Raw genomic sequence first — 18,322 nt, 5'->3', positions numbered from 1 at the left:
GCCTGTGTTCGAGTCGGGCGGTGCTCAGCTCAGTTTCGTGGTGGAGCGGCGGATGATCTTGATCGAGTGGGACAAGGTCGGTTTGCGGGTCACGCTGATCGCCCGACGATTGACGGTGTCGATGGTGATGTTCCAGAAACCTGTACTTGGTGCAGTAATACGGGCCGGGAAGGTGTCGAATGCACCACCATGGTAAGTGTGACGGCCGCCATTCTTGAAGCTGCGGAAGTTGGCGTCGTTCATCAAGCGGATGTTGCACATTTGCGAGCACTGGATGACGACGATGTCGTCTTCATTGAGGTGCTCGCGCTGGTGGATAAATTTCATGAGGCGCCTCCAGAAGGGCTTTTTCTACAAAATCAAAACGATAGCATGGGCGATGGGCGCAGTTTATCAGCCCGAACGGGTTATTATCCGGTCGTCGGGCTCCGCTTTGACAATTAAAAACAGTTATTCGGAATTCTATGAGCGATAAAAGCAGTAGGCCTCGGAGAAAACCAGCATTTGTGCTGTCGGAGGGGCTTTATCGGAGGTTTTTTATGAAGTGGGGTGCGTGGGTTTTGCCATTGGCGTTGGCGATGAGTGGTTGTGCGAGTGTCTCGGAAATCAACGAGACGCTGCCCACCATGAACGTGATTTCAGGCAAGAAGCCCCATGAGTACGCGCAATGCCTGACCGAGAAACTGGCCGGCAGCCGCGGTGCCCTGCAAGTCGAGCCGCAGGGCAAAGACGGCGTGCGGGTCATCGTGCCGCAGAAGTTCTCCTCGGGTCCGGCCGCTGTATTCGATATCGAAGAACGTTCCAGTGGCAGCAGCATCAAGCTGCATGAGCGCATCTCCAATGTGCCGTTACGCCCCATGGATGTGCGCGATGCCGCCACGGCGTGCATTTCCGGCTGATAGACTGGCGACAGTCAGCATCGATGCCGTCAAAGCAACGCTTTGGCGGCATTGTCATTTCTGGAGTCGAGCATGAAGCGAGAGCAGGTACGGGAACGGCACGCAGAGGGTCACATCTCTGCTACCCATGTGATTCAAAATCCGGCTGATCCGGGGGAATGGATCGTGTTTTTCAAGAAAAGCGCCGGACGCAGCTATTTTCTGGTGGACGATAATGATGAAGTCGAATCCTTCAGTCGTCTCGACGATCTGATCGAGACCGTGCGCGGTCTCGGGATCAAGTTCGCCGAAATTCACATGTAGGGCAGGGCGCCTTACTTGCAGACCACCACGACGCTGCGGTTTTTATAGTTGCCTACGTCGACGCCGAGGGTTTTGTCGCTTTCCTTGGTCGACGGGGTTCCGTCAGTGCCGACGATTCGATAGCCGGTGCCGGCGCAGGAGGCATCGGCTTTTTCATAGCAGGAGGCCCAGGAATTGGCTTCGCCGGAGCAGTCGATGGACAGGCCTGTTTCGCCATTGCCCAGGTAAGTCTTTTCAGAGGTGGCACAGCCGCTCAGGGCCAATATCGCAATCAAAGGCAAAAATCTATTCATGTCGTGGTCGTCGTCAGGGTGATGGGCTAAGCCTGTGACAGCGCCGGAATCAAAAGGTTATAGCGAAAGGCCACTTCGTTTCATCCAATCACAAAAAAGCCCTGCGCGAGGCAGGGCTTGGTCATGCAAATCGGCTCCGGATCAGGACTTGTCCTTGCCGCGACGCTTGGGCTCCGGGTGTTCGAGTTCCAATACAGACGCCACTTCAATCGCCAACGCTTCAGTCGGGAATGGCCCGGCGATATTCTCGCCGCTGACGCTGGCTACCCACCACTGGCTGTCTTTCGCCTGATTGATCAGGAACCCGTTGACACTTTTTGCTACCGACATCTATCTGCCTCGTTGGCTGGTTCAATTGCGCAATGATAACGCCAAACGCACGCAACCGGTGTTGATGGGTGTAGGGTGGGTGCGATTGCATGCTCGGTTGTCACCTGTGCAGCCCCGAAAATCTGCTATCTATAAGAGGCATCGCGACGTTCTGCGGAACTATCCGCAAGAATATTTCTCTATGTTGGCATCGGTTAGCCAGTGCGGGGCATTGTAAGGTGCACGCCGCCTGATTAGACTGCGCCGAAACTCGTACACACAGCCCTTTCAAGGACTTTTATGATCAAGAAATGCTTGTTCCCAGCAGCCGGTTACGGTACTCGCTTCCTGCCAGCGACTAAAGCCATGCCCAAAGAAATGCTGCCGGTGGTAAACAAGCCACTGATCCAGTACGGCGTCGAAGAAGCTCTGGATGCCGGTTTGACCGAAATCTCCATCGTTACCGGTCGTGGCAAGCGCGCCCTGGAAGACCACTTCGACATCAGCTACGAGCTGGAAAACCAGATCAAGGGCACCGACAAAGAGAAATACCTGGTCGGTATCCGCAAGCTGCTCGACGAGTGCTCTTTCTCCTACACTCGCCAGACCGAAATGAAAGGCCTGGGTCATGCCATCCTGACCGGTCGTCCGCTGATCGGCGACGAACCTTTCGCCGTGGTGTTGGCGGATGACTTGTGCGTCAACCTCGACGGTGACGGCGTACTGACGCAGATGGTCAAGCTGTACAAACAGTACCGCTGCTCGATCATTGCGATCCAGGAAGTCGATCCGCAGGAAACCAACAAGTACGGCGTAATTGCCGGTGACCTGATCGGTGATGACCTCTACCGCGTTCGCAACATGGTCGAGAAACCAGCCCCTGAAGACGCACCGTCGAACCTGGCGATCATCGGTCGTTATATCCTGACCCCGGACATCTTCGACCTGATCAAGCAAACCGAGCCAGGCAAGGGCGGCGAGATCCAGATCACCGACGCCCTGATGAAGCAGGCGCAAAACGGTTGCGTCATTGCCTACAAATTCAAAGGCAAGCGTTTCGACTGCGGTGGCGCTGAAGGCTACATCGAAGCAACCAACTTCTGCTTCGAGAACTTCTACAAGACTGGCAAGGCTTACTGATAGCGTTTGACCTGCTTGTTTCTTAAAAGCCACCTTCGGGTGGCTTTTTCATTTTCCGGCCCCATATCGTTTGCAGCGCTTGCCCAACGGACGTCTGCGGGTATGCTGTTTGCCTGCCGAGGAGATTGAAAATGGCCTACGATTTTGACCTTTATGTGATTGGTGCCGGTTCCGGCGGTGTGCGGGCTGCGCGATTCGCGGCCGGGTTTGGCGCGAAAGTGGCCGTGGCCGAGAGTCGCTATCTGGGCGGTACGTGCGTGAACGTCGGCTGCGTGCCGAAGAAGTTGCTGGTCTACGGTGCGCACTTCGCCGAAGACTTCGAGCAGTCTTCGGGCTTTGGCTGGACGCCGGGCGAAGCACAGTTTGATTGGGCAACGCTGATTGCCAACAAGGATCGCGAGATCAATCGCCTGAACGGTATCTATCGCAACCTGCTGGTCAACAGCGGTGTGACCTTGCATGAAGGCCACGCGAAGATCGTCGATCCTAATACGGTCGAGATTAATGGCGAGCGCTTCACTGCAAAGAACATCCTGATCGCCACGGGCGGTTGGCCGCAGATTCCGGAGATTCCGGGGCATGAACATGCGATCAGCTCCAACCAGGCATTCTTCCTCAAAGAGCTGCCTAAGCGCGTTCTGGTTGTGGGTGGCGGTTACATTGCCGTTGAATTCGCCGGTATTTTCCACGGCCTGGGCGCCGAAACCACGTTGCTGTATCGCGGTGACATGTTCCTGCGCGGTTTCGACGGCGCGGTGCGCAAGCACTTGCAGGAAGAGCTGACTAAGCGTGGCATGAACCTGCAATTCAATGCCGACATCGAGCGCATTGAAAAGCTCGCTGACGGTAGCTTGAAGGCTACGCTCAAGGACGGTCGCGAACTGGAGGCGGATTGCGTGTTCTACGCCACCGGCCGGCGTCCGATGCTGGATAACCTGGGGCTGGAAAACACCGGGGTCAAACTCGACAAGAAAGGCTTCGTCGAGGTCGATGAGCAATACCAGACCGCCGAACCGTCGATCCTCGCGCTGGGCGATGTGATCGGCCGGGTTCAGCTCACGCCGGTTGCGCTGGCTGAAGGCATGGCCATTGCGCGTCGCTTGTTCAAGCCTGAGCAGTATCGCCCGGTGGATTACAAGATGATCCCGACGGCCGTGTTCAGCTTGCCGAACATCGGCACGGTCGGCCTCACGGAAGAAGAGGCTCGCGAGGCCGGCCATGACGTGGTGATCTTCGAAAGCCGTTTCCGCCCGATGAAGCTGACTCTGACCGAATGTCAGGAGCGCACGCTGATGAAGCTCGTGGTGGACGGCAAAACCGACAAGGTGTTGGGTTGCCACATGGTCGGACCGGATGCCGGCGAGATCGTGCAAGGTCTGGCGATTGCCTTGAAGGCGGGCGCTACCAAGCGCGACTTCGACGAAACCATCGGCGTGCACCCGACGGCCGCCGAAGAGTTCGTCACCATGCGTACACCGGTCACGGGTTAATCGGCCTTGGCTGCGTCTGGCGCTGTCTCAATGACCGCTGCCAGGCGCACGCTTTCATCGAGGCTCGCCTGAGTCTTCAGTAGTTCAATTTCCAGCGCTTTATTCATCTGCGACTGCTCCTCGACGTTCTGCTTCAGCGACTGGCTCTCCAGCAGTGCTGCGCGCAGGCGTTCCTGGAGGAGGGTGCGTTCGCTGTCGATCCGGTTGACCTGTTCCAGCAGTTGATCCTGGCGGGTATGGGTGTGCTTGAGTTGTTCCTGTAACAGGCTCAGCTCGCGCAATGTGCCGCGGTTTTCAGTCAGCAGGCGTTCGTTGTCGCGATGCAGCTGGGTGATTTCATCCTGACGCACCAGGGCGCTTTGCTGGGCCTGGCGCAACTCCATCTGAATCTGCTGCACCTGGCCTTCGTGGCGGCTTTGTTCCTGCTCGCGCTGCTCTTTGACGGCGTTGCGGTAGTGCTCAAGTGCGTCACGGGCGTGCAGGTGCTTTTCCTCAAGGGAGCGGATCTGCTCGTCCTTGTCCTGCAAGCGCAACTCGAAATCGGCGAGCGCCTGGTTCATTCCGGCGTTGCGGGTTTGCTCGGTCTGCAGCATCGACAGGGTGTTGTGCAGGGTGTCGGACTCCTGCGTCAGCGCCAAGGTTTGAATCTCGTACTGCTGCTGCAATTCGCTATTGGCTTCCCGGGCGTCTGTCAGCTGGCTTTCCAGGTCTTTTCGTTGCTGTTCGAACTGCGCGCGAGCCTGATCGATCGGTTCCTGCGCCTGCTCTTTGAGCCGTTGCGCAAGGCGCGAGACCAGCCCTGTCAGCTCGTCATCGATGGGTTCGGAGGAGGGCGCTACCGGCTCGGCGCCGTCATCCAGCTCCTTCAAGTACCGGTGAATAGTGGTTTTCGAGCCGGTATTGCCCATTTCGATCCGTACTGCATCGATGCTGGGGTTTTCGCCGCGAGCCAGAATTGCCAAGCGTGCCGCTTGCACCACTGCTTTGTTAACACCACCGCGTGCCATGAACTCTCCTACGATTTCGTACTGTGGTACGTACCACTAAAGTACATAATGTACCACGCCACCAAACAACATTAAATACATGAAGTATTCACACGGGATATACTGGTATTACCCCGTGTGACAGCGATCCTGAATTGGTCGAAGCTCCATTTCCGTACACAACCCTCCTGTAGGAGCGAGCCTGCTCGCGAAAAACCTCCAGGCACCGCGATCACTCAGGCAGTTAGCGTCATCGTTTACGTCCATCGCGAGCAAGCTCGCTCCTACAGGAGTCACCGCCATGAGCGATCTGGATCGTTACCTGCAAGCCGCCACGCGCGACAACACTCGCCGAAGCTACCGGGCGGCCATCGAACATTTCGAAGTCGATTGGGGCGGATTTCTACCGGCCACGGCTGATAGCGTTGCGCGCTATCTGGTGGCGTATGCGGGTGAGTTATCGATCAATACGTTAAAGCTGCGGTTGTCGGCGCTGGCGCAGTGGCACAACAGCCAGGGGTTTGCCGATCCGACCAAGGCGCCCGTGGTGCGTAAAGTCTTCAAAGGCATTCGCGCGCTGCACCCGGCGCAGGAGAAGCAGGCTGAGCCATTGCAGCTTCAGCATCTGGAGCAAGTGGTGGCCTGGCTTGAGCAGGAGGCACAAACCGCGAAATCAAAAGACGATCGACCGGCGCTGTTAAGAGCCCGGCGCGATAGGGCGCTGATCTTGCTGGGCTTCTGGCGCGGTTTCCGCAGCGACGAGTTATGCCGCCTACAGATTGAGCACGTACAGGCCAGTGCCGGTTCAGGCATCACCCTGTATCTGCCACGCAGCAAGAGCGACCGCGAAAACCTTGGCAAGACTTACCAGACCCCGGCGTTGCAGCGGTTGTGTCCGGTGCAGGCATACATCGACTGGATGACCGAGGCCGCATTGGTGCGCGGGCCGGTGTTCCGTGGCATCGACCGCTGGGGCCATTTGAGCGAAGAGGGCTTGCACGCCAACAGCATCATCCCGTTATTGCGCCAGGCGCTGGAGCGCGCCGGCATTGCGGCCGAGCACTACACCAGCCATTCGTTGCGACGGGGTTTTGCCACGTGGGCCCATCAAAGCGGTTGGGATTTGAAATCGCTGATGAGTTACGTCGGCTGGAAGGATATGAAATCGGCCATGCGTTACGTAGAAGCCAGTCCGTTTCTGGGGATGACGCGGATTTCGGAAAAGCCGTTGGCGCCCTAGATACCTTTTCCTTCTATTAATACTGTCTGCTAATAGCGAAAACCAATCAGCAGCATGAGGTTTGCCAATGAGCCATCCGTCCGTCGAGTGGGTAGAGTTCACTCCATCAACTTCTTAACCCCTGACGGAGAGTCAACGATGCCTATCATCAACAGCCAAGTTAAACCATTCAAAGCTGACGCATTCAAAAACGGCGACTTCGTAAAAGTCTCGGACGCTGACCTGAAAGGCAAGTGGTCGGTTGTATTCTTCTACCCCGCAGACTTCACCTTCGTTTGCCCGACCGAGCTGGAAGACCTGGCTGACAACTACGACGCGTTCCAGAAACTGGGCGTCGAGATCTACAGCGTTTCCACTGACACCCATTTTGCCCACGCTGCCTGGCACAACACTTCGCCAGCCATCGGCAAAATCCAGTACACCATGATCGGCGACCCGACCCACGCTATCTCCCGCAACTTCGACGTACTGATCGAAGAAGCTGGTCTGGCTGACCGTGGCACCTTCGTGATCAACCCAGAAGGCCAGATCAAAATCGTTGAACTGAACGATGGCGGCGTTGGCCGTGACGCTTCCGAGCTGCTGCGCAAAATCAAGGCTGCCCAGTACGTTGCTGCTCACCCAGGCCAGGTTTGCCCAGCCAAGTGGAAAGAAGGCGAGGCCACTCTGGCTCCGTCTCTGGACCTGGTCGGCAAGATCTAAGTCTGTGAAAGCATCATCAGGGCGGGTTTCCGCACCTAAGTAAGCTGCAACCGCCCAATAGAAAAGCCCGGGCGAGATTCGCTCGGGCTTTTTTTCGCCTCAAGAAAACAAAGGAAATCGCCCGTATGTTGGACGCCAATCTTAAAGCCCAGTTGAAATCGTACCTGGAACGGGTCACCCAGCCGATCGAGATCGTTGCATCCCTCGACGACGGTGCGAAATCCCGGGAAATGCTCGAACTGCTGAAAGACGTTACCAGTCTTTCCAGCCAAATTACTTTGCTCGACAACGGTGACGACACGCGTAAACCATCGTTCTCGATCAATCGCCCCGGTGCCGACATAAGCCTGCGTTTCGCCGGCATCCCGATGGGCCACGAATTTACCTCGCTGGTGCTGGCCCTGCTGCAAGTCGGTGGCCACCCTTCGAAAGCCAGTGCGGAAGTGATCGAACAGATCCGCTCGCTCAAAGGCCAGTTCAGCTTCGAGACTTACTTCTCGCTGTCCTGCCAGAACTGCCCGGACGTCGTTCAAGCGCTGAACCTGATGGCCGTGCTCAACCCGAACATCCGTCACGTCGCTATCGACGGCGCGTTGTTCCAGGCCGAAGTCGATGATCGCAAGATCATGGCCGTGCCAAGCATTTACCTGAACGGCGAGATTTTCGGCCAGGGCCGCATGGGCCTGGAAGAAATCCTCGCCAAGATCGACACCAGCGGCGCCGAGCGTCAGGCCGAGAAAATCAGCGCCAAAGAAGCCTTTGATGTGCTGGTGGTCGGCGGTGGTCCGGCTGGTGCTTCGGCAGCGATCTACGCCGCCCGTAAAGGCATTCGCACCGGTGTGGCGGCTGAGCGTTTTGGTGGGCAGGTGCTGGACACCATGGCCATCGAGAACTTCATCTCCGTGCAGGAGACCGAAGGGCCGAAACTGGCGAGCGCGCTCGAAGAGCACGTCAAGCAATACGACGTCGATATCATGAACCTGCAACGGGCCACCGCGCTGATCCCGGCGAAGAATCCCGGCGAGTTGCACGAGGTTCGCTTCGAAAGTGGCGCGACCCTCAAGACCAAGGCACTGATCCTCGCCACCGGCGCCCGCTGGCGTGAAATGGGTGTGCCGGGCGAGCAGGAATACAAAGCCAAAGGCGTGTGCTTCTGCCCGCACTGCGATGGTCCGCTGTTCAAAGGCAAGCGCGTAGCGGTGATCGGCGGCGGTAACTCCGGCGTTGAAGCGGCGATCGATCTGGCCGGTATTGTCAGCCACGTCACGCTGCTGGAATTCGACAGCAAGCTGCGCGCCGATGCGGTGTTGCAACGCAAGTTGTTCAGCCTGCCCAACGTCGATGTCATCACCAGCGCACTGACCAGTGAAGTGAAGGGTGACGGCCAGAAGGTGACCGGGCTGGTCTACAAGGATCGCGATTCGGGTGAGTTCAACACGGTGAATCTTGAAGGTATCTTCGTGCAGATCGGTCTGCTGCCTAACACTGACTGGCTCAAAGGCACCATCGAGTTGTCGCCTCGCGGCGAGATCATCGTCGATGCCCGTGGTGAAACCTCGATGCCGGGCGTGTTCGCTGCCGGTGACGTGACGACCGTGCCGTACAAGCAGATCGTGATTGCAGTAGGCGAGGGCGCCAAGGCTTCCCTGAGCGCATTCGATCACTTGATCCGGACATCGGCCCCGGCATAAACCGGACGCTGAAAACACAAAACCCCATGAGTGATCATGGGGTTTTTTGTGTCTTGCACAGTCCAGAATGTGGGAGCGAGCCTGCTCGCGATAGCGGTGTGTCAGACGACTCAAGTGTTGAAGTTGAGTCCGCATCGCGAGCAGGCTCGCTCCCACAGGGGGACGGTGTCGTACATTACAACGGCGCTGGCTGGATGATCTCGACCCAGTAAGCATCCGGGTCTTTGATGAATGCCAGGCTCTTCATGCGGCCGTCGTTCAGGCGCTTCTGGAAATCGCAGCCCAGCGCTTCGAAGCGTTCGCACGCAGCGACGATGTCCGGGACCGAGATGCAAATGTGGCCGAAACCGCGCGGGTCGGTGTTGCCGTTATGGTAGGCGAAATCCGCATCGTTTTCGGTGCCGTGGTTGTGGGTCAGCTCAAGGATGCCAGGGATCGATTTCATCCATTGGGTGCGCGCGGCGGCATCGGCCGGGATCTGGCTCTTGTCGACCAGTGCCAGGAAATACAGGCTGAACTCGGCTTCCGGGAAGTCGCGCTTTTCCACCAGCGAGAAACCGAGGACTCGCGTGTAAAAATCCAGGGACTTGGTGATGTCCTTGACCCGCAGCATTGTGTGGTTGAACACGAAATTCTGCGTTGCGGTGTCAGGTTGGGCGGTGACGCCTGGGAAGGTGTTCAATTCGTGCAGGCTCATGGGCCCTCCGGAAAATAAGTGGGGCAAACGAATGGCGTCAATGATACGCAAGGGCGCAGGCATCACCAAACCCAAACCACCCGCTATTGCCTGACAGGCGGACGAGGCTCAGACTTTATCGCTCAATCCGTGAGTATTCATTGCAATGACCCGATCCTGTAAATCGCTGTTCGTTCTGATTTTCCTGTTGTCAGGCGCTACCTGTGCTCATGCGGATGCGCCGATCGTGACCTGGCCAGATGGCTGGGAAGTCGAAGCGACCCCGCCGGATCAGGCCACGCCTCAAGTGTCCCGGCAGCGCGCGGTGAAAAACGATCAAGGCGGTGCGCCGTTGATGGTCATGGAGTTGACCATGACGACAGTGGAAAGCGGTCATCAGGTCAATCTGCAAGGTGTGCTGCTGGAAATGCGCAAGTCCGTGCAGAAGGACTTCTTTCAGGGCGGTTATCAAAGCGTGTGCAACAAAATCCATCCGGCAACGTTGAGCCGCCTGGAGGCACTGGAAACTACCTGCACCATTACGCAGAACGGACGCCACGTGCTTTCGCAAACATTGGTCGCGGCGGTGGATGCCGATAAGGCTTATGTTCTTTCGTACGCAGGGCAGGCAGAGGCTTACAAGGCAAGCCTGGGTGAAATAGAGGCTGCTCGTAACAGCTTGAAACTTTAGATAACGGTTTGCACGGTCGTGCATTTCGCAATGTTTAGATACCCAAAAGGATTAAGCACAAAGTTAGTCGACAAGTAGCGAATTGATCGATTCCAATCGTTGCATTTAACAGCTATCCATAAAAAAGCCCTGCTTGATGCAGGGCTTTTTTTGTCACCGCGAGTGCTTAGCCGCGAAGCCAGGAATCAACGGTGGAAGCACCGTATTGTTCCTTCCAGGCTTTCAGGCCGCGGTGGTTGCCGCCCTTGGTTTCAATCAGTTCACCGGTGTGCGGATTCTGATAAACCTTGACCACGCGAGCGCGGCGGGTTTTAGGCGCGGCGGCCTGCTGCAGACCGGATTTTGCCGGGTTCGGATCGAGAATGGCGATGATGTCGCGCAAGCTCTTGCCGTAGGTTTTCATCAGCCCCTGGAGCTTTTCTTCGAATTCGATTTCTTTCTTGAGCCCGGCATCATTCTTCAGGGATTCCAGCTGCTTGAGCTGCTCTTGAAGGGCCTTTTCAGCTGCACGAAATTCAGCGAGTCTGGACAATATCTTTACTCCAATAGTGTGTTTGGCTGATACCAACCGCAAACAAAGCTATAAGCCAAGAGCCTTGTAGCGACTCGGTGATAGTGGCTCACCTGCCAATTTATAGCAGGCATGAAAAATTGTAGTAGTTAATGAGCAAAGAGTAAATCCTGACTTTTTCTTCATGTAACGAGAGTAGTCTTTTGATTCAATTTGGTGCGCATCGCCGTTGTCTCGTCGCTTAATGCCATTAGTTAATGGTGACTTAATGCCTTAATGAAGTCTTCACCGGGCATCGGCCTGCCGAACAGATATCCTTGCAGAAAGTTCACGCCATGGGCGGTGAGGTAGTCACTTTGCTCTTCGGTTTCCACGCCTTCGGCGACGATGCCCAGATCGAGCTTGGCGGAGAGTTCGATGATGGTGTCCAGAATGTGCCGGGAGAGGGCGTCGGCGCCGATCAGGGCGACAAAGCTCTGGTCGATTTTCAGGAAGTCGACATTGAACTGGCGCAGATAACCCAGGCTTGAATGACCGGTGCCGAAGTCATCGATGGCGATCATCACGCCCAGCGCATGAAGTTGCTCGAACAACTGCAGCGTGATGGCGGTGGGCTCGATCAGTTCGCGCTCGGTCAGCTCCAGTACCAGGTGAATGGAGCCCGGCGCAAAGTTGCCCAGAAATGTCCGGCAATCTTCGACCAGTTCCAGGTTCTTGCAGTGGCTGGCAGTGATGTTGATGCCCACGTGAAACGGGCTTTCGAATGAGGTCGACAAGGGCGCCAGCAATGCGGCGGTTTGCTGCATTAAAGAACGGGTCATGGGCACGATAAGCCCGGAGTGCTCGGCGAACGGAATAAACAGATCGGGACGAACCAGCCCTTCCTTCGGGTGCTTCCAGCGCATCAGCACCTCGGTGCCTGACCATTTCTTGCTGTCGCCATGAACCACCGGCTGAAAGTAAGGAATGAACTCCGCCGCTTCCAGCGCACGCTGTAGCTCATGACTCGGCGATGAAGAGCGCTTCTGCAGAATGTGCCCGATGGAACCTGACACCACGCCGAAGAAGATCAGCAAGCTGAACAGCGGCGGATATTCGCTACTCATGTAGCGCCACGTTTCGCCTTCGGGAAATCCGGCTGTTACAGAGAACGCGTAGCGCGAGGAGCCGAGTCTGGTTTGCGCCACGGGCAAAGTGGGGAGGGGGTCTTGATGGAACTGGCCATCGGCGGTCAGCCAATGGGGGCCGACTTGCAGCATCAGTATTGTCGAGCGGCCGATCATGCGCAGTACGTTGCTCAAGTGATAACCGTCGAGTGTGCTCAGCGCGCCTTTTTTTCCTTCGCCGATGCGGTACACCAACACCGCGGAATCGGGCGTGACCAGATTGCCTTTCATCAGTTGCAATGTGCCGTTGCTGTAGTCGCCCACCTCGATTTTTTCGCGAAAGTCGCCGAACAAAGAACTGCAATAATTGGTGTCGTCCCACACCAGATTGGTCGAGCGCACAAACGGGCGGCGGGTGACTTGCTCGCGTAAGGCCAGATTGACGTCAATACAACTTTTCCCGGCCAGCGGCAGCAATTCGTGTGCGGCCTGCGCGGTGTTGTCGAGCATCAGTTCGAATTGGCGGATGGCTTCTTCGGCGGTCAGTCGGGTGCTTTGCTCAAGCGCGCGCTCAGCTTGCAGGTAAAGAATGGCGAACCCGAGCAACATCGGGAGCAAACCACTCAATACGGTGACAATAATCCGTCTGCCACGTTGGCGGCGGGTTTTTACAGTCAGTGGCATTTGCGAAACCTGTAGCGATGAAATAGGGCTCTCAAATGCAGGCAGGACAACGGCACGCCTCCCCAAAAGAGTTCGGTCAGAGGCCATGATAGTTGGCCTTTGTGGCTTATGCCGCTCAACGGTAGGCCAGGCTTGTGGCCAGTTTGATAAAGGCCAGTGCCGCCGGTGAACTCTGGCGTTGGTCGAGCACGGCCAGGCCGACCTGGCGTGCGATCGCTGGCGATAGCGGTTTTTTCAGGTAGCGGTCGTCGTGATGCGTGGGCAGCGAGCCTTCGGCGACCACGGTCAAGGCATCGCCCCGGCCAACGGTATCCAGCGTGCTGAGCAGCTGCGAGCAGCGATAACGGATGTTCGGCGTCAACCGCGCGGCACTGAACAAACGGGACACCAGCTCCGAAGAGCCGGCCTCGGTCAGCACGAACGGGTCGTGACACAAATCGCCCAAGGTCAGGCTGGTGCGAGCCGCCAGCGGATGATGGGCGGGCAGCAACGCGACCATCTGGTCCTCGAACAACGCAAAGGTGTCGAAGCGCTCTTCGGGCAACACCACGAAGCCGATGTCGATGCGTCGCTCTTCCAGCCACTGGATCACCTGGCGGTCGGGGCCTTCATCAATGTGCACCTCGATGCCGGGGTGAGCGGCGCGGTAGTGCTGCAGAATCGTCGGCAGCAACTTGATCGATGAGGTCGGGCCGAACGAGCCGATGCGCAATGTGCCGCGTTTCATGCCGCGGGCATCCGCCGCTTCCTGGCGCAAGGTGTTGGCCAGCCCGAGCATTGCCCGGGCGCGTAATAGCAGCTGTTGGCCGATGTCACTGAGTTCGACCTGAGACTGATGCCGCCGCAGCAGCTCGACGCCCAGTTCCTGTTCCAACGACTTGAGGGCGTGAGACACAGCGGATTGAGAAATGCCCAGACGATTGGCCGCCGCCGTAAAGCCGTGAAGTTCGGCAACGAGCGAGAAGATCTCCAGCTGAGTGAGGGTCATGAGCTTTTACTCATTTTACGATGATCGAATATTAGCGAAATGATACGTCATCGAATCGATCTGTCGTTCTGGAGACTTATGACTGCATATGAGCAAAGCCTGTCGGAGCCTTCCGATGTCGCGGTTTATTTCAAACTCGCGGCGGTCACCATGATTTGGGGCGGCACTTTCGTCGCGGGGCGGTTTCTGGCGGACAGCCTCAGCCCGTTGTTCGCTGCCAGCCTGCGTTTTTTGCTGGCCAGCGTGGCGCTGCTGCTGTTTCTGCTGCTCGCGCGCATTCCACTGGCCCGGCCGAGTCCTCGGCAATGGTTGCAACTGGCGTTGTTGGGCTTTTTCGGGATTTTTTTCTACAACCTGTGCTTCTTCTATGGCCTGCACTACATCAATGCTTCGCGGGCGTCATTGATCGTGGCGCTGAATCCGGCCGTGATCGGACTGGCCTCGTGGCTGCTGTTCAAGGAGCGTTTGAGTCGAGCGAAAGTCATCGGCATCGCGATCTGCATTGCCGGGGCAAGCCTGGTGATTGTCAGTCGTCATCCGCAGTTACTGACCGGTCAGGCGGATGCCTGGTTCGGCGATCTGTTGATTTTCGGCTGCGTGCTCGGTTGGGGCATTTACTCACTGTTCTCCAAGGATCTGAATCAAACCCTGGGGCCGGTGCAAACGGTGACGTATTCGATTTTGCTGGGCACGGTGATGCTCTGGGTGGCCAGTGCCGTCAGGGGCGAGGTGAGTGTCGTGGCACTGGTCAGCCTTGACCCGGCGCAATGGTTGAGCCTGATGTATCTGGGCGTGTTGGGCTCGGCGCTGGCGTATATTGGCTATTACGACGGCCTGCGCAAAATCGGTGCGACCCGTTCCGGGGTGTTCATCGCCTTGAATCCGCTGACCGCTGTCATCCTGGGTGCGTTGCTGCTCGGCGAGCAATTGACCCTGACGATGTGTCTGGGCGGCGGGCTGATTCTGGCGGGGATTTTCCTCTGCAACAAACCCCTTGCGCGAGCAGGGAAAAAGGGGATTTGATACAGAAGGCGGACAAATCTATTTACGCTGTGTAGAATCCGGTTACGCATATAAGAATAAATAGCTTCTGGCAGCAGAAGCCTCGCCCGTAATAGCCTTGGGTCGACAATGAAGAGTTTTGGGTTTCAATTGATCTACGGTGACTTCCTCGCGCGCAGCGTGCGGGGCATCTCCTGCGCGCCACCCGCCGGTCTCAGCATTGCCAGCAACTAACGATTCGTTAATTGACCAGAAAATGATGAGGCGCCGACCATGGCAGATTTATACGAAAACCCGATGGGCCTGATGGGCTTTGAATTCATTGAATTCGCATCGCCAACCCCGAACACGCTGGAGCCGATCTTCAAGATCATGGGCTTCACCAAAGTCGCGACCCACCGTTCCAAAGACGTGCACCTGTATCGCCAGGGCGCGATCAACCTGATCCTCAACAACGAACCTCACAGCGTCGCTTCCTACTTCGCGGCCGAGCACGGCCCGTCGGTGTGCGGCATGGCGTTCCGCGTCAAGGATTCGCAAAAGGCCTACAAGCGTGCACTGGAACTCGGCGCTCAGCCGATCCACATCGAAACCGGCCCGATGGAACTGCACCTGCCGGCGATCAAAGGCATCGGCGGCGCGCCGCTGTACCTGATCGACCGTTTCGGTGAAGGCAGCTCGATCTACGACATCGATTTCGTGTTCATCGAAGGCGTTGACCGCAACCCGGTCGGTTCCGGCCTGAAGATCATCGACCACCTGACTCACAACGTGTATCGCGGCCGCATGGCGTACTGGGCGAACTTCTACGAGAAGCTGTTCAACTTCCGTGAAATCCGCTACTTCGACATCAAGGGCGAATACACCGGCCTGACCTCCAAGGCGATGACCGCGCCGGACGGTATGATCCGCATTCCGTTGAACGAAGAGTCCTCCAAGGGCGCCGGGCAGATCGAAGAGTTCCTGATGCAGTTCAACGGCGAGGGCATCCAGCACGTGGCGTTCCTCAGCGATGATCTGATCAAGACCTGGGATCACCTGAAAAGCATCGGCATGCGCTTCATGACGGCGCCACCGGAAACCTATTACGAAATGCTTGAAGGCCGCTTGCCGAACCACGGCGAACCGGTTGATCAACTGCAAGCGCGAGGCATCCTGCTGGACGGTTCGTCCGAGTCAGGCGACAAGCGTCTGTTGTTGCAGATCTTCTCGGAAACCCTGATGGGCCCGGTGTTCTTCGAATTCATCCAGCGTAAAGGCGACGACGGGTTCGGTGAGGGCAACTTCAAGGCACTGTTCGAATCGATCGAACGTGACCAGGTTCGTCGTGGCGTGCTCTCCACCGACTAAGTTGATCCACCGATAAAAACTGTGGGAGTGAGCCTGCTCGCGATAGCGGTCTGTCAGCCAACATCAATGTTGAGTTTGACGACGCTATCGCGAGCAGGCTCGCTCCCACATTTGTTTTTGCACAGGCCTTAAGGGCGGCGTTGTCGCATCATGTGCTTGAACCCTTCGAACATCAGCACCAGCACCGCCATCCAGATCGGAATGTAGGTCAGCCATTCCCCGGTCTTGATGCTTTCCCCGAGCAACAACGCAACGCCAAGCAACAGCACCGGCTCGACGTAGCTCAACAGCCCGAACAGGCTGAAGGGCAACAGCCGGCTGGCGATGATGTAGATCACCAGCGCCGACGCACTGATCACGCCGAGAAGCGGGATCAACAGTGACAGCCACGGATGCTGATCAAACACATTGAAACCTTGCTCGCCGGTCTGTACGAACCAGAAGGCCACCGGCAGCGTCAACGCCATGTCCAGCCACAAGCCGCCGAGGTTGTCCGTCGCCAGTCGCTTGCGCAGGATGAAATACGTTGGATAGCCGATGCATACCAGCAACGTCGCCCAGGAAAAACCACCGACCTGATACACCTCATTGATCACACCGAGGCAGGCAAAAAACACGGCAATTTTCTGTAGATAGGAGAGGCGCTCACCGTAGGCGAGCCGTCCGGTCAGGACCATGGTCAGTGGCAACAGGAAATAGCCCAGCGACACATCAAGGCTGTAGCCGTTGAGCGGCGCCCACATGAACAGCCAGAGTTGCACGCCCAGCAGGGCCGAAGAGGCGATCAGGGCGGCAATCAGTTTTGGCTGGGCGATGGCTCGGCGAACGAGCTCGACCACACGCTTCCATTCGCGGGACACCACCATGAACACGGTCATGCACGGCACTGTCAGCAGCATGCGCCAGCCAAAAATTTCCACACCGCTCAACGGGTTGAGCAGTGAGGTGTAGTAATACATGACGGCAAACAGCACAGAGGCCGAAACCGATAGAGCGATACCTTTAGACAAACTGTCCTCGCGAAGTTGAACGTGAAACGGGGTGCGGAGGATACGTGGTTTTTGTGCTGAATATTGTTCGGATGATCAATATTTACAACACGGCAATACCCTGTGGGAGCGAGCCTGCTCGCGATGGTGTATCAGCCACATCGGTATCAACTGACAGATCATCGCGAGCAGGCTCGCTCCTACAGTGGTTATGTGTTTCTTCAGGCGTTGCGCGGTTTACGGCCCGACACGAAATGGCTCACGTCATTGAACCCTGGCGTGGACGCATGCCCCGGTGTCACCAGCGAGTCGATAAACGCTTCATCCTGCGCCGTGATCTTCACCGCCTGCGCCTTAGTGTAGGCATCCCATTGCTCTTCGGTACGCGGCCCGACAATGGCCGAGGTGACGGCGCTGTTGTTCAACACCCAGGCAATCGCGAACTCGACGATACCGACACCACGATCTTGCGTGTATTGCTGGATCTGCTGGGCGATGCGCAGGGATTCGACGCGCCATTCGGTTTCCAGAATACGTTTGTCGGCGCGCCCGGCGCGGCTGTTGGCATCCGGTTTTACATCCGGCGCATATTTGCCGCTGAGCACGCCGCGCGCCAGCGGGCTGTAAGGCACAACGCCCAGACCGTAGTTCTGCGCGGCGGTGATCTGTTCGGTTTCGGCCTGGCGATTGACGATGTTGTACAGCGGCTGGCTGATGACAGGGCGGTCGACCCCCAGTTGGTCGGCCACGCGAATGACCTCGGCGATGCGCCAGCCGCGGTAGTTAGACAACCCCCAGTTGCGGATTTTGCCCTGGCGAATCAGGTCGCCGATGGCCGACACCGTCACTTCCAGCGGCGTGTTGTGGTCTTCGCGGTGCAGGTAATAGAGGTCGACGTAGTCGGTGCCCAGGCGCGTGAGGCTGGCATCGATGCCATTGAAAATGTGCTTGCGGCTCAGGCCGCTGCGGTTCGGCACACCGTCCACCGGGCCGAAACCGACTTTGGTGGCGAGCACCCATTCGTGGCGGTTGCCGGCGATCGCTTCGCCGACGATCTCTTCAGAGCGACCGTTGGTGTAGACGTCGGCGGTGTCGATGAAATTGATGCCCTGGTCCCAGGCCTTGTCGATGATCCGCAGGGAATCTTCGGTGCTGGTCTGTTCGCCGAACATCATGGTCCCCAGGGTCAGGGTGGACACCTGCAATCCCGAGTGACCCAGCGTGCGGTAGCTCATGACGAAATCCTTTTACCAGTGGGAAAGGCTCAATCAA

At 57.3% G+C, this 18,322-nt stretch carries 20 protein-coding genes; 10 read left to right on the top strand and 10 right to left on the bottom strand.

Features of this window, described 5'->3' with window-relative positions; all coding sequences use genetic code 11:
• Nucleotides 1–24: 24 nt before the first annotated feature.
• The gene (locus J4E42_RS01820; RefSeq protein ID WP_008031060.1) at nucleotides 25–327 is read right to left on the bottom strand and encodes a DUF1883 domain-containing protein; all 303 of its coding nucleotides are present in this window, start codon (nucleotides 325–327) and stop codon (nucleotides 25–27) included.
• A 212-nt stretch (nucleotides 328–539) separates the two neighbouring features.
• Here J4E42_RS01820 and J4E42_RS01815 point away from each other — a divergent pair, with 212 nt between their 5' ends.
• Both J4E42_RS01815 and J4E42_RS01810 read left to right on the top strand, forming a co-directional pair.
• On the top strand, nucleotides 540–899 hold the full coding sequence (locus tag J4E42_RS01815; RefSeq protein WP_192227053.1) for a hypothetical protein: 360 nt from the start codon (nucleotides 540–542) through the stop codon (nucleotides 897–899).
• 72 nt (nucleotides 900–971) lie between these two features.
• On the top strand, nucleotides 972–1,202 hold the full coding sequence (locus J4E42_RS01810) for a hypothetical protein (RefSeq protein ID WP_008031064.1): 231 nt from the start codon (nucleotides 972–974) through the stop codon (nucleotides 1,200–1,202).
• A gap of 11 nt (nucleotides 1,203–1,213) precedes the next feature.
• Here J4E42_RS01810 and J4E42_RS01805 read toward each other — a convergent pair whose 3' ends face one another.
• Both J4E42_RS01805 and J4E42_RS01800 read right to left on the bottom strand, forming a co-directional pair.
• Nucleotides 1,214–1,495, bottom strand: a complete 282-nt coding sequence (locus J4E42_RS01805) for a hypothetical protein (protein ID WP_008036896.1) — start codon at nucleotides 1,493–1,495, stop codon at nucleotides 1,214–1,216.
• 141 nt (nucleotides 1,496–1,636) lie between these two features.
• Nucleotides 1,637–1,825 carry a hypothetical protein gene (locus J4E42_RS01800; protein ID WP_207284417.1) on the bottom strand — a complete coding sequence of 63 codons (189 nt, stop codon included), beginning with the start codon at nucleotides 1,823–1,825 and terminating at the stop codon, nucleotides 1,637–1,639.
• Between the two features lie 279 nt (nucleotides 1,826–2,104).
• On the opposite strand from J4E42_RS01800, the gene galU reads away from it, so the two are divergent.
• Complete coding sequence (galU, locus tag J4E42_RS01795; RefSeq protein WP_008036893.1) at nucleotides 2,105–2,944, top strand: UTP--glucose-1-phosphate uridylyltransferase GalU; 840 nt, start codon at nucleotides 2,105–2,107, stop codon at nucleotides 2,942–2,944.
• Between the two features lie 131 nt (nucleotides 2,945–3,075).
• Nucleotides 3,076–4,434, top strand: a complete 1,359-nt coding sequence (gorA, locus tag J4E42_RS01790; protein WP_207284416.1) for a glutathione-disulfide reductase — start codon at nucleotides 3,076–3,078, stop codon at nucleotides 4,432–4,434.
• On the opposite strand, the gene J4E42_RS01785 is transcribed toward gorA, so the two are convergent.
• Nucleotides 4,431–5,441, bottom strand: a complete 1,011-nt coding sequence (locus tag J4E42_RS01785) for a DNA-binding protein (protein WP_207284415.1) — start codon at nucleotides 5,439–5,441, stop codon at nucleotides 4,431–4,433. The two genes, gorA and J4E42_RS01785, sit on opposite strands and share 4 nt — an antisense overlap.
• A gap of 280 nt (nucleotides 5,442–5,721) precedes the next feature.
• On the opposite strand from J4E42_RS01785, the gene J4E42_RS01780 reads away from it, so the two are divergent.
• From J4E42_RS01780 to ahpF, 3 genes are all read left to right on the top strand, one after another.
• Nucleotides 5,722–6,660, top strand: coding sequence for a site-specific integrase (locus J4E42_RS01780; protein ID WP_192416223.1), 939 nt, complete (start codon nucleotides 5,722–5,724; stop codon nucleotides 6,658–6,660).
• A 138-nt stretch (nucleotides 6,661–6,798) separates the two neighbouring features.
• Nucleotides 6,799–7,362 carry an alkyl hydroperoxide reductase subunit C gene (ahpC, locus tag J4E42_RS01775; RefSeq protein ID WP_007975937.1) on the top strand — a complete coding sequence of 188 codons (564 nt, stop codon included), beginning with the start codon at nucleotides 6,799–6,801 and terminating at the stop codon, nucleotides 7,360–7,362.
• A 125-nt stretch (nucleotides 7,363–7,487) separates the two neighbouring features.
• Nucleotides 7,488–9,053 carry an alkyl hydroperoxide reductase subunit F gene (gene ahpF, locus J4E42_RS01770; RefSeq protein WP_207284414.1) on the top strand — a complete coding sequence of 522 codons (1,566 nt, stop codon included), beginning with the start codon at nucleotides 7,488–7,490 and terminating at the stop codon, nucleotides 9,051–9,053.
• Between the two features lie 175 nt (nucleotides 9,054–9,228).
• Here ahpF and gloA read toward each other — a convergent pair whose 3' ends face one another.
• Nucleotides 9,229–9,750, bottom strand: a complete 522-nt coding sequence (gloA, locus tag J4E42_RS01765) for a lactoylglutathione lyase (protein ID WP_207284413.1) — start codon at nucleotides 9,748–9,750, stop codon at nucleotides 9,229–9,231.
• Between the two features lie 145 nt (nucleotides 9,751–9,895).
• Between gloA and J4E42_RS01760 the strand changes: the two genes are divergently transcribed.
• A complete protein-coding gene (locus J4E42_RS01760; protein ID WP_207284412.1) occupies nucleotides 9,896–10,420 on the top strand; it encodes a DUF4946 domain-containing protein in 525 nt (174 codons plus the stop codon).
• Nucleotides 10,421–10,586: 166 nt separating this feature from the next.
• Here J4E42_RS01760 and J4E42_RS01755 read toward each other — a convergent pair whose 3' ends face one another.
• From J4E42_RS01755 to J4E42_RS01745, 3 genes are all read right to left on the bottom strand, one after another.
• The gene (locus J4E42_RS01755; RefSeq protein WP_008031084.1) at nucleotides 10,587–10,952 is read right to left on the bottom strand and encodes a histone-like nucleoid-structuring protein, MvaT/MvaU family; all 366 of its coding nucleotides are present in this window, start codon (nucleotides 10,950–10,952) and stop codon (nucleotides 10,587–10,589) included.
• A 233-nt stretch (nucleotides 10,953–11,185) separates the two neighbouring features.
• Nucleotides 11,186–12,721 carry an EAL domain-containing protein gene (locus J4E42_RS01750; RefSeq protein WP_207284411.1) on the bottom strand — a complete coding sequence of 512 codons (1,536 nt, stop codon included), beginning with the start codon at nucleotides 12,719–12,721 and terminating at the stop codon, nucleotides 11,186–11,188.
• Between the two features lie 115 nt (nucleotides 12,722–12,836).
• Nucleotides 12,837–13,709, bottom strand: a complete 873-nt coding sequence (locus J4E42_RS01745; protein ID WP_207284410.1) for a LysR family transcriptional regulator — start codon at nucleotides 13,707–13,709, stop codon at nucleotides 12,837–12,839.
• A 78-nt stretch (nucleotides 13,710–13,787) separates the two neighbouring features.
• Here J4E42_RS01745 and J4E42_RS01740 point away from each other — a divergent pair, with 78 nt between their 5' ends.
• Complete coding sequence (locus tag J4E42_RS01740; protein ID WP_207284409.1) at nucleotides 13,788–14,732, top strand: DMT family transporter; 945 nt, start codon at nucleotides 13,788–13,790, stop codon at nucleotides 14,730–14,732.
• A 252-nt stretch (nucleotides 14,733–14,984) separates the two neighbouring features.
• A complete protein-coding gene (hppD, locus tag J4E42_RS01735; RefSeq protein WP_207284408.1) occupies nucleotides 14,985–16,061 on the top strand; it encodes a 4-hydroxyphenylpyruvate dioxygenase in 1,077 nt (358 codons plus the stop codon).
• A 128-nt stretch (nucleotides 16,062–16,189) separates the two neighbouring features.
• On the opposite strand, the gene rarD is transcribed toward hppD, so the two are convergent.
• Nucleotides 16,190–17,071, bottom strand: coding sequence for an EamA family transporter RarD (gene rarD / locus J4E42_RS01730; RefSeq protein WP_207284407.1), 882 nt, complete (start codon nucleotides 17,069–17,071; stop codon nucleotides 16,190–16,192).
• Between the two features lie 200 nt (nucleotides 17,072–17,271).
• A complete protein-coding gene (locus J4E42_RS01725; protein WP_207284406.1) occupies nucleotides 17,272–18,285 on the bottom strand; it encodes an aldo/keto reductase in 1,014 nt (337 codons plus the stop codon).
• Between the last annotated feature and the right edge of the window lie 37 nt (nucleotides 18,286–18,322).

Origin of the sequence: Pseudomonas sp. FW300-N2A2, assembly GCF_017351735.1 — a bacterium.
GTDB lineage: Bacteria > Pseudomonadota > Gammaproteobacteria > Pseudomonadales > Pseudomonadaceae > Aquipseudomonas > Aquipseudomonas migulae.
Note: the sequence above shows the minus strand (reverse complement) of the source record. Positions and strands in the feature narration are given on the sequence as shown.

Bases quoted from the DNA above. Each gene is read 5' to 3' on its own strand.
- J4E42_RS01810 (WP_008031064.1), top strand. From the start codon at position 972: ATGAAGCGAGAGCAGGTACGGGAACGGCACGCAGAGGGTCACATCTCT.
- J4E42_RS01785 (WP_207284415.1), bottom strand. From the start codon at position 5,441: ATGGCACGCGGTGGTGTTAACAAAGCAGTGGTGCAAGCGGCACGCTTG.
- J4E42_RS01745 (WP_207284410.1), bottom strand. From the start codon at position 13,709: ATGACCCTCACTCAGCTGGAGATCTTCTCGCTCGTTGCCGAACTTCAC.
- ahpC (WP_007975937.1), top strand. From the start codon at position 6,799: ATGCCTATCATCAACAGCCAAGTTAAACCATTCAAAGCTGACGCATTC.
- J4E42_RS01780 (WP_192416223.1), top strand. From the start codon at position 5,722: ATGAGCGATCTGGATCGTTACCTGCAAGCCGCCACGCGCGACAACACT.
- J4E42_RS01760 (WP_207284412.1), top strand. From the start codon at position 9,896: ATGACCCGATCCTGTAAATCGCTGTTCGTTCTGATTTTCCTGTTGTCA.
- J4E42_RS01800 (WP_207284417.1), bottom strand. From the start codon at position 1,825: ATGTCGGTAGCAAAAAGTGTCAACGGGTTCCTGATCAATCAGGCGAAA.
- J4E42_RS01740 (WP_207284409.1), top strand. From the start codon at position 13,788: ATGACTGCATATGAGCAAAGCCTGTCGGAGCCTTCCGATGTCGCGGTT.
- ahpF (WP_207284414.1), top strand. From the start codon at position 7,488: ATGTTGGACGCCAATCTTAAAGCCCAGTTGAAATCGTACCTGGAACGG.
- hppD (WP_207284408.1), top strand. From the start codon at position 14,985: ATGGCAGATTTATACGAAAACCCGATGGGCCTGATGGGCTTTGAATTC.
- gorA (WP_207284416.1), top strand. From the start codon at position 3,076: ATGGCCTACGATTTTGACCTTTATGTGATTGGTGCCGGTTCCGGCGGT.
- J4E42_RS01805 (WP_008036896.1), bottom strand. From the start codon at position 1,495: ATGAATAGATTTTTGCCTTTGATTGCGATATTGGCCCTGAGCGGCTGT.
- J4E42_RS01725 (WP_207284406.1), bottom strand. From the start codon at position 18,285: ATGAGCTACCGCACGCTGGGTCACTCGGGATTGCAGGTGTCCACCCTG.
- J4E42_RS01750 (WP_207284411.1), bottom strand. From the start codon at position 12,721: ATGCCACTGACTGTAAAAACCCGCCGCCAACGTGGCAGACGGATTATT.
- galU (WP_008036893.1), top strand. From the start codon at position 2,105: ATGATCAAGAAATGCTTGTTCCCAGCAGCCGGTTACGGTACTCGCTTC.
- J4E42_RS01820 (WP_008031060.1), bottom strand. From the start codon at position 327: ATGAAATTTATCCACCAGCGCGAGCACCTCAATGAAGACGACATCGTC.
- J4E42_RS01815 (WP_192227053.1), top strand. From the start codon at position 540: ATGAAGTGGGGTGCGTGGGTTTTGCCATTGGCGTTGGCGATGAGTGGT.
- gloA (WP_207284413.1), bottom strand. From the start codon at position 9,750: ATGAGCCTGCACGAATTGAACACCTTCCCAGGCGTCACCGCCCAACCT.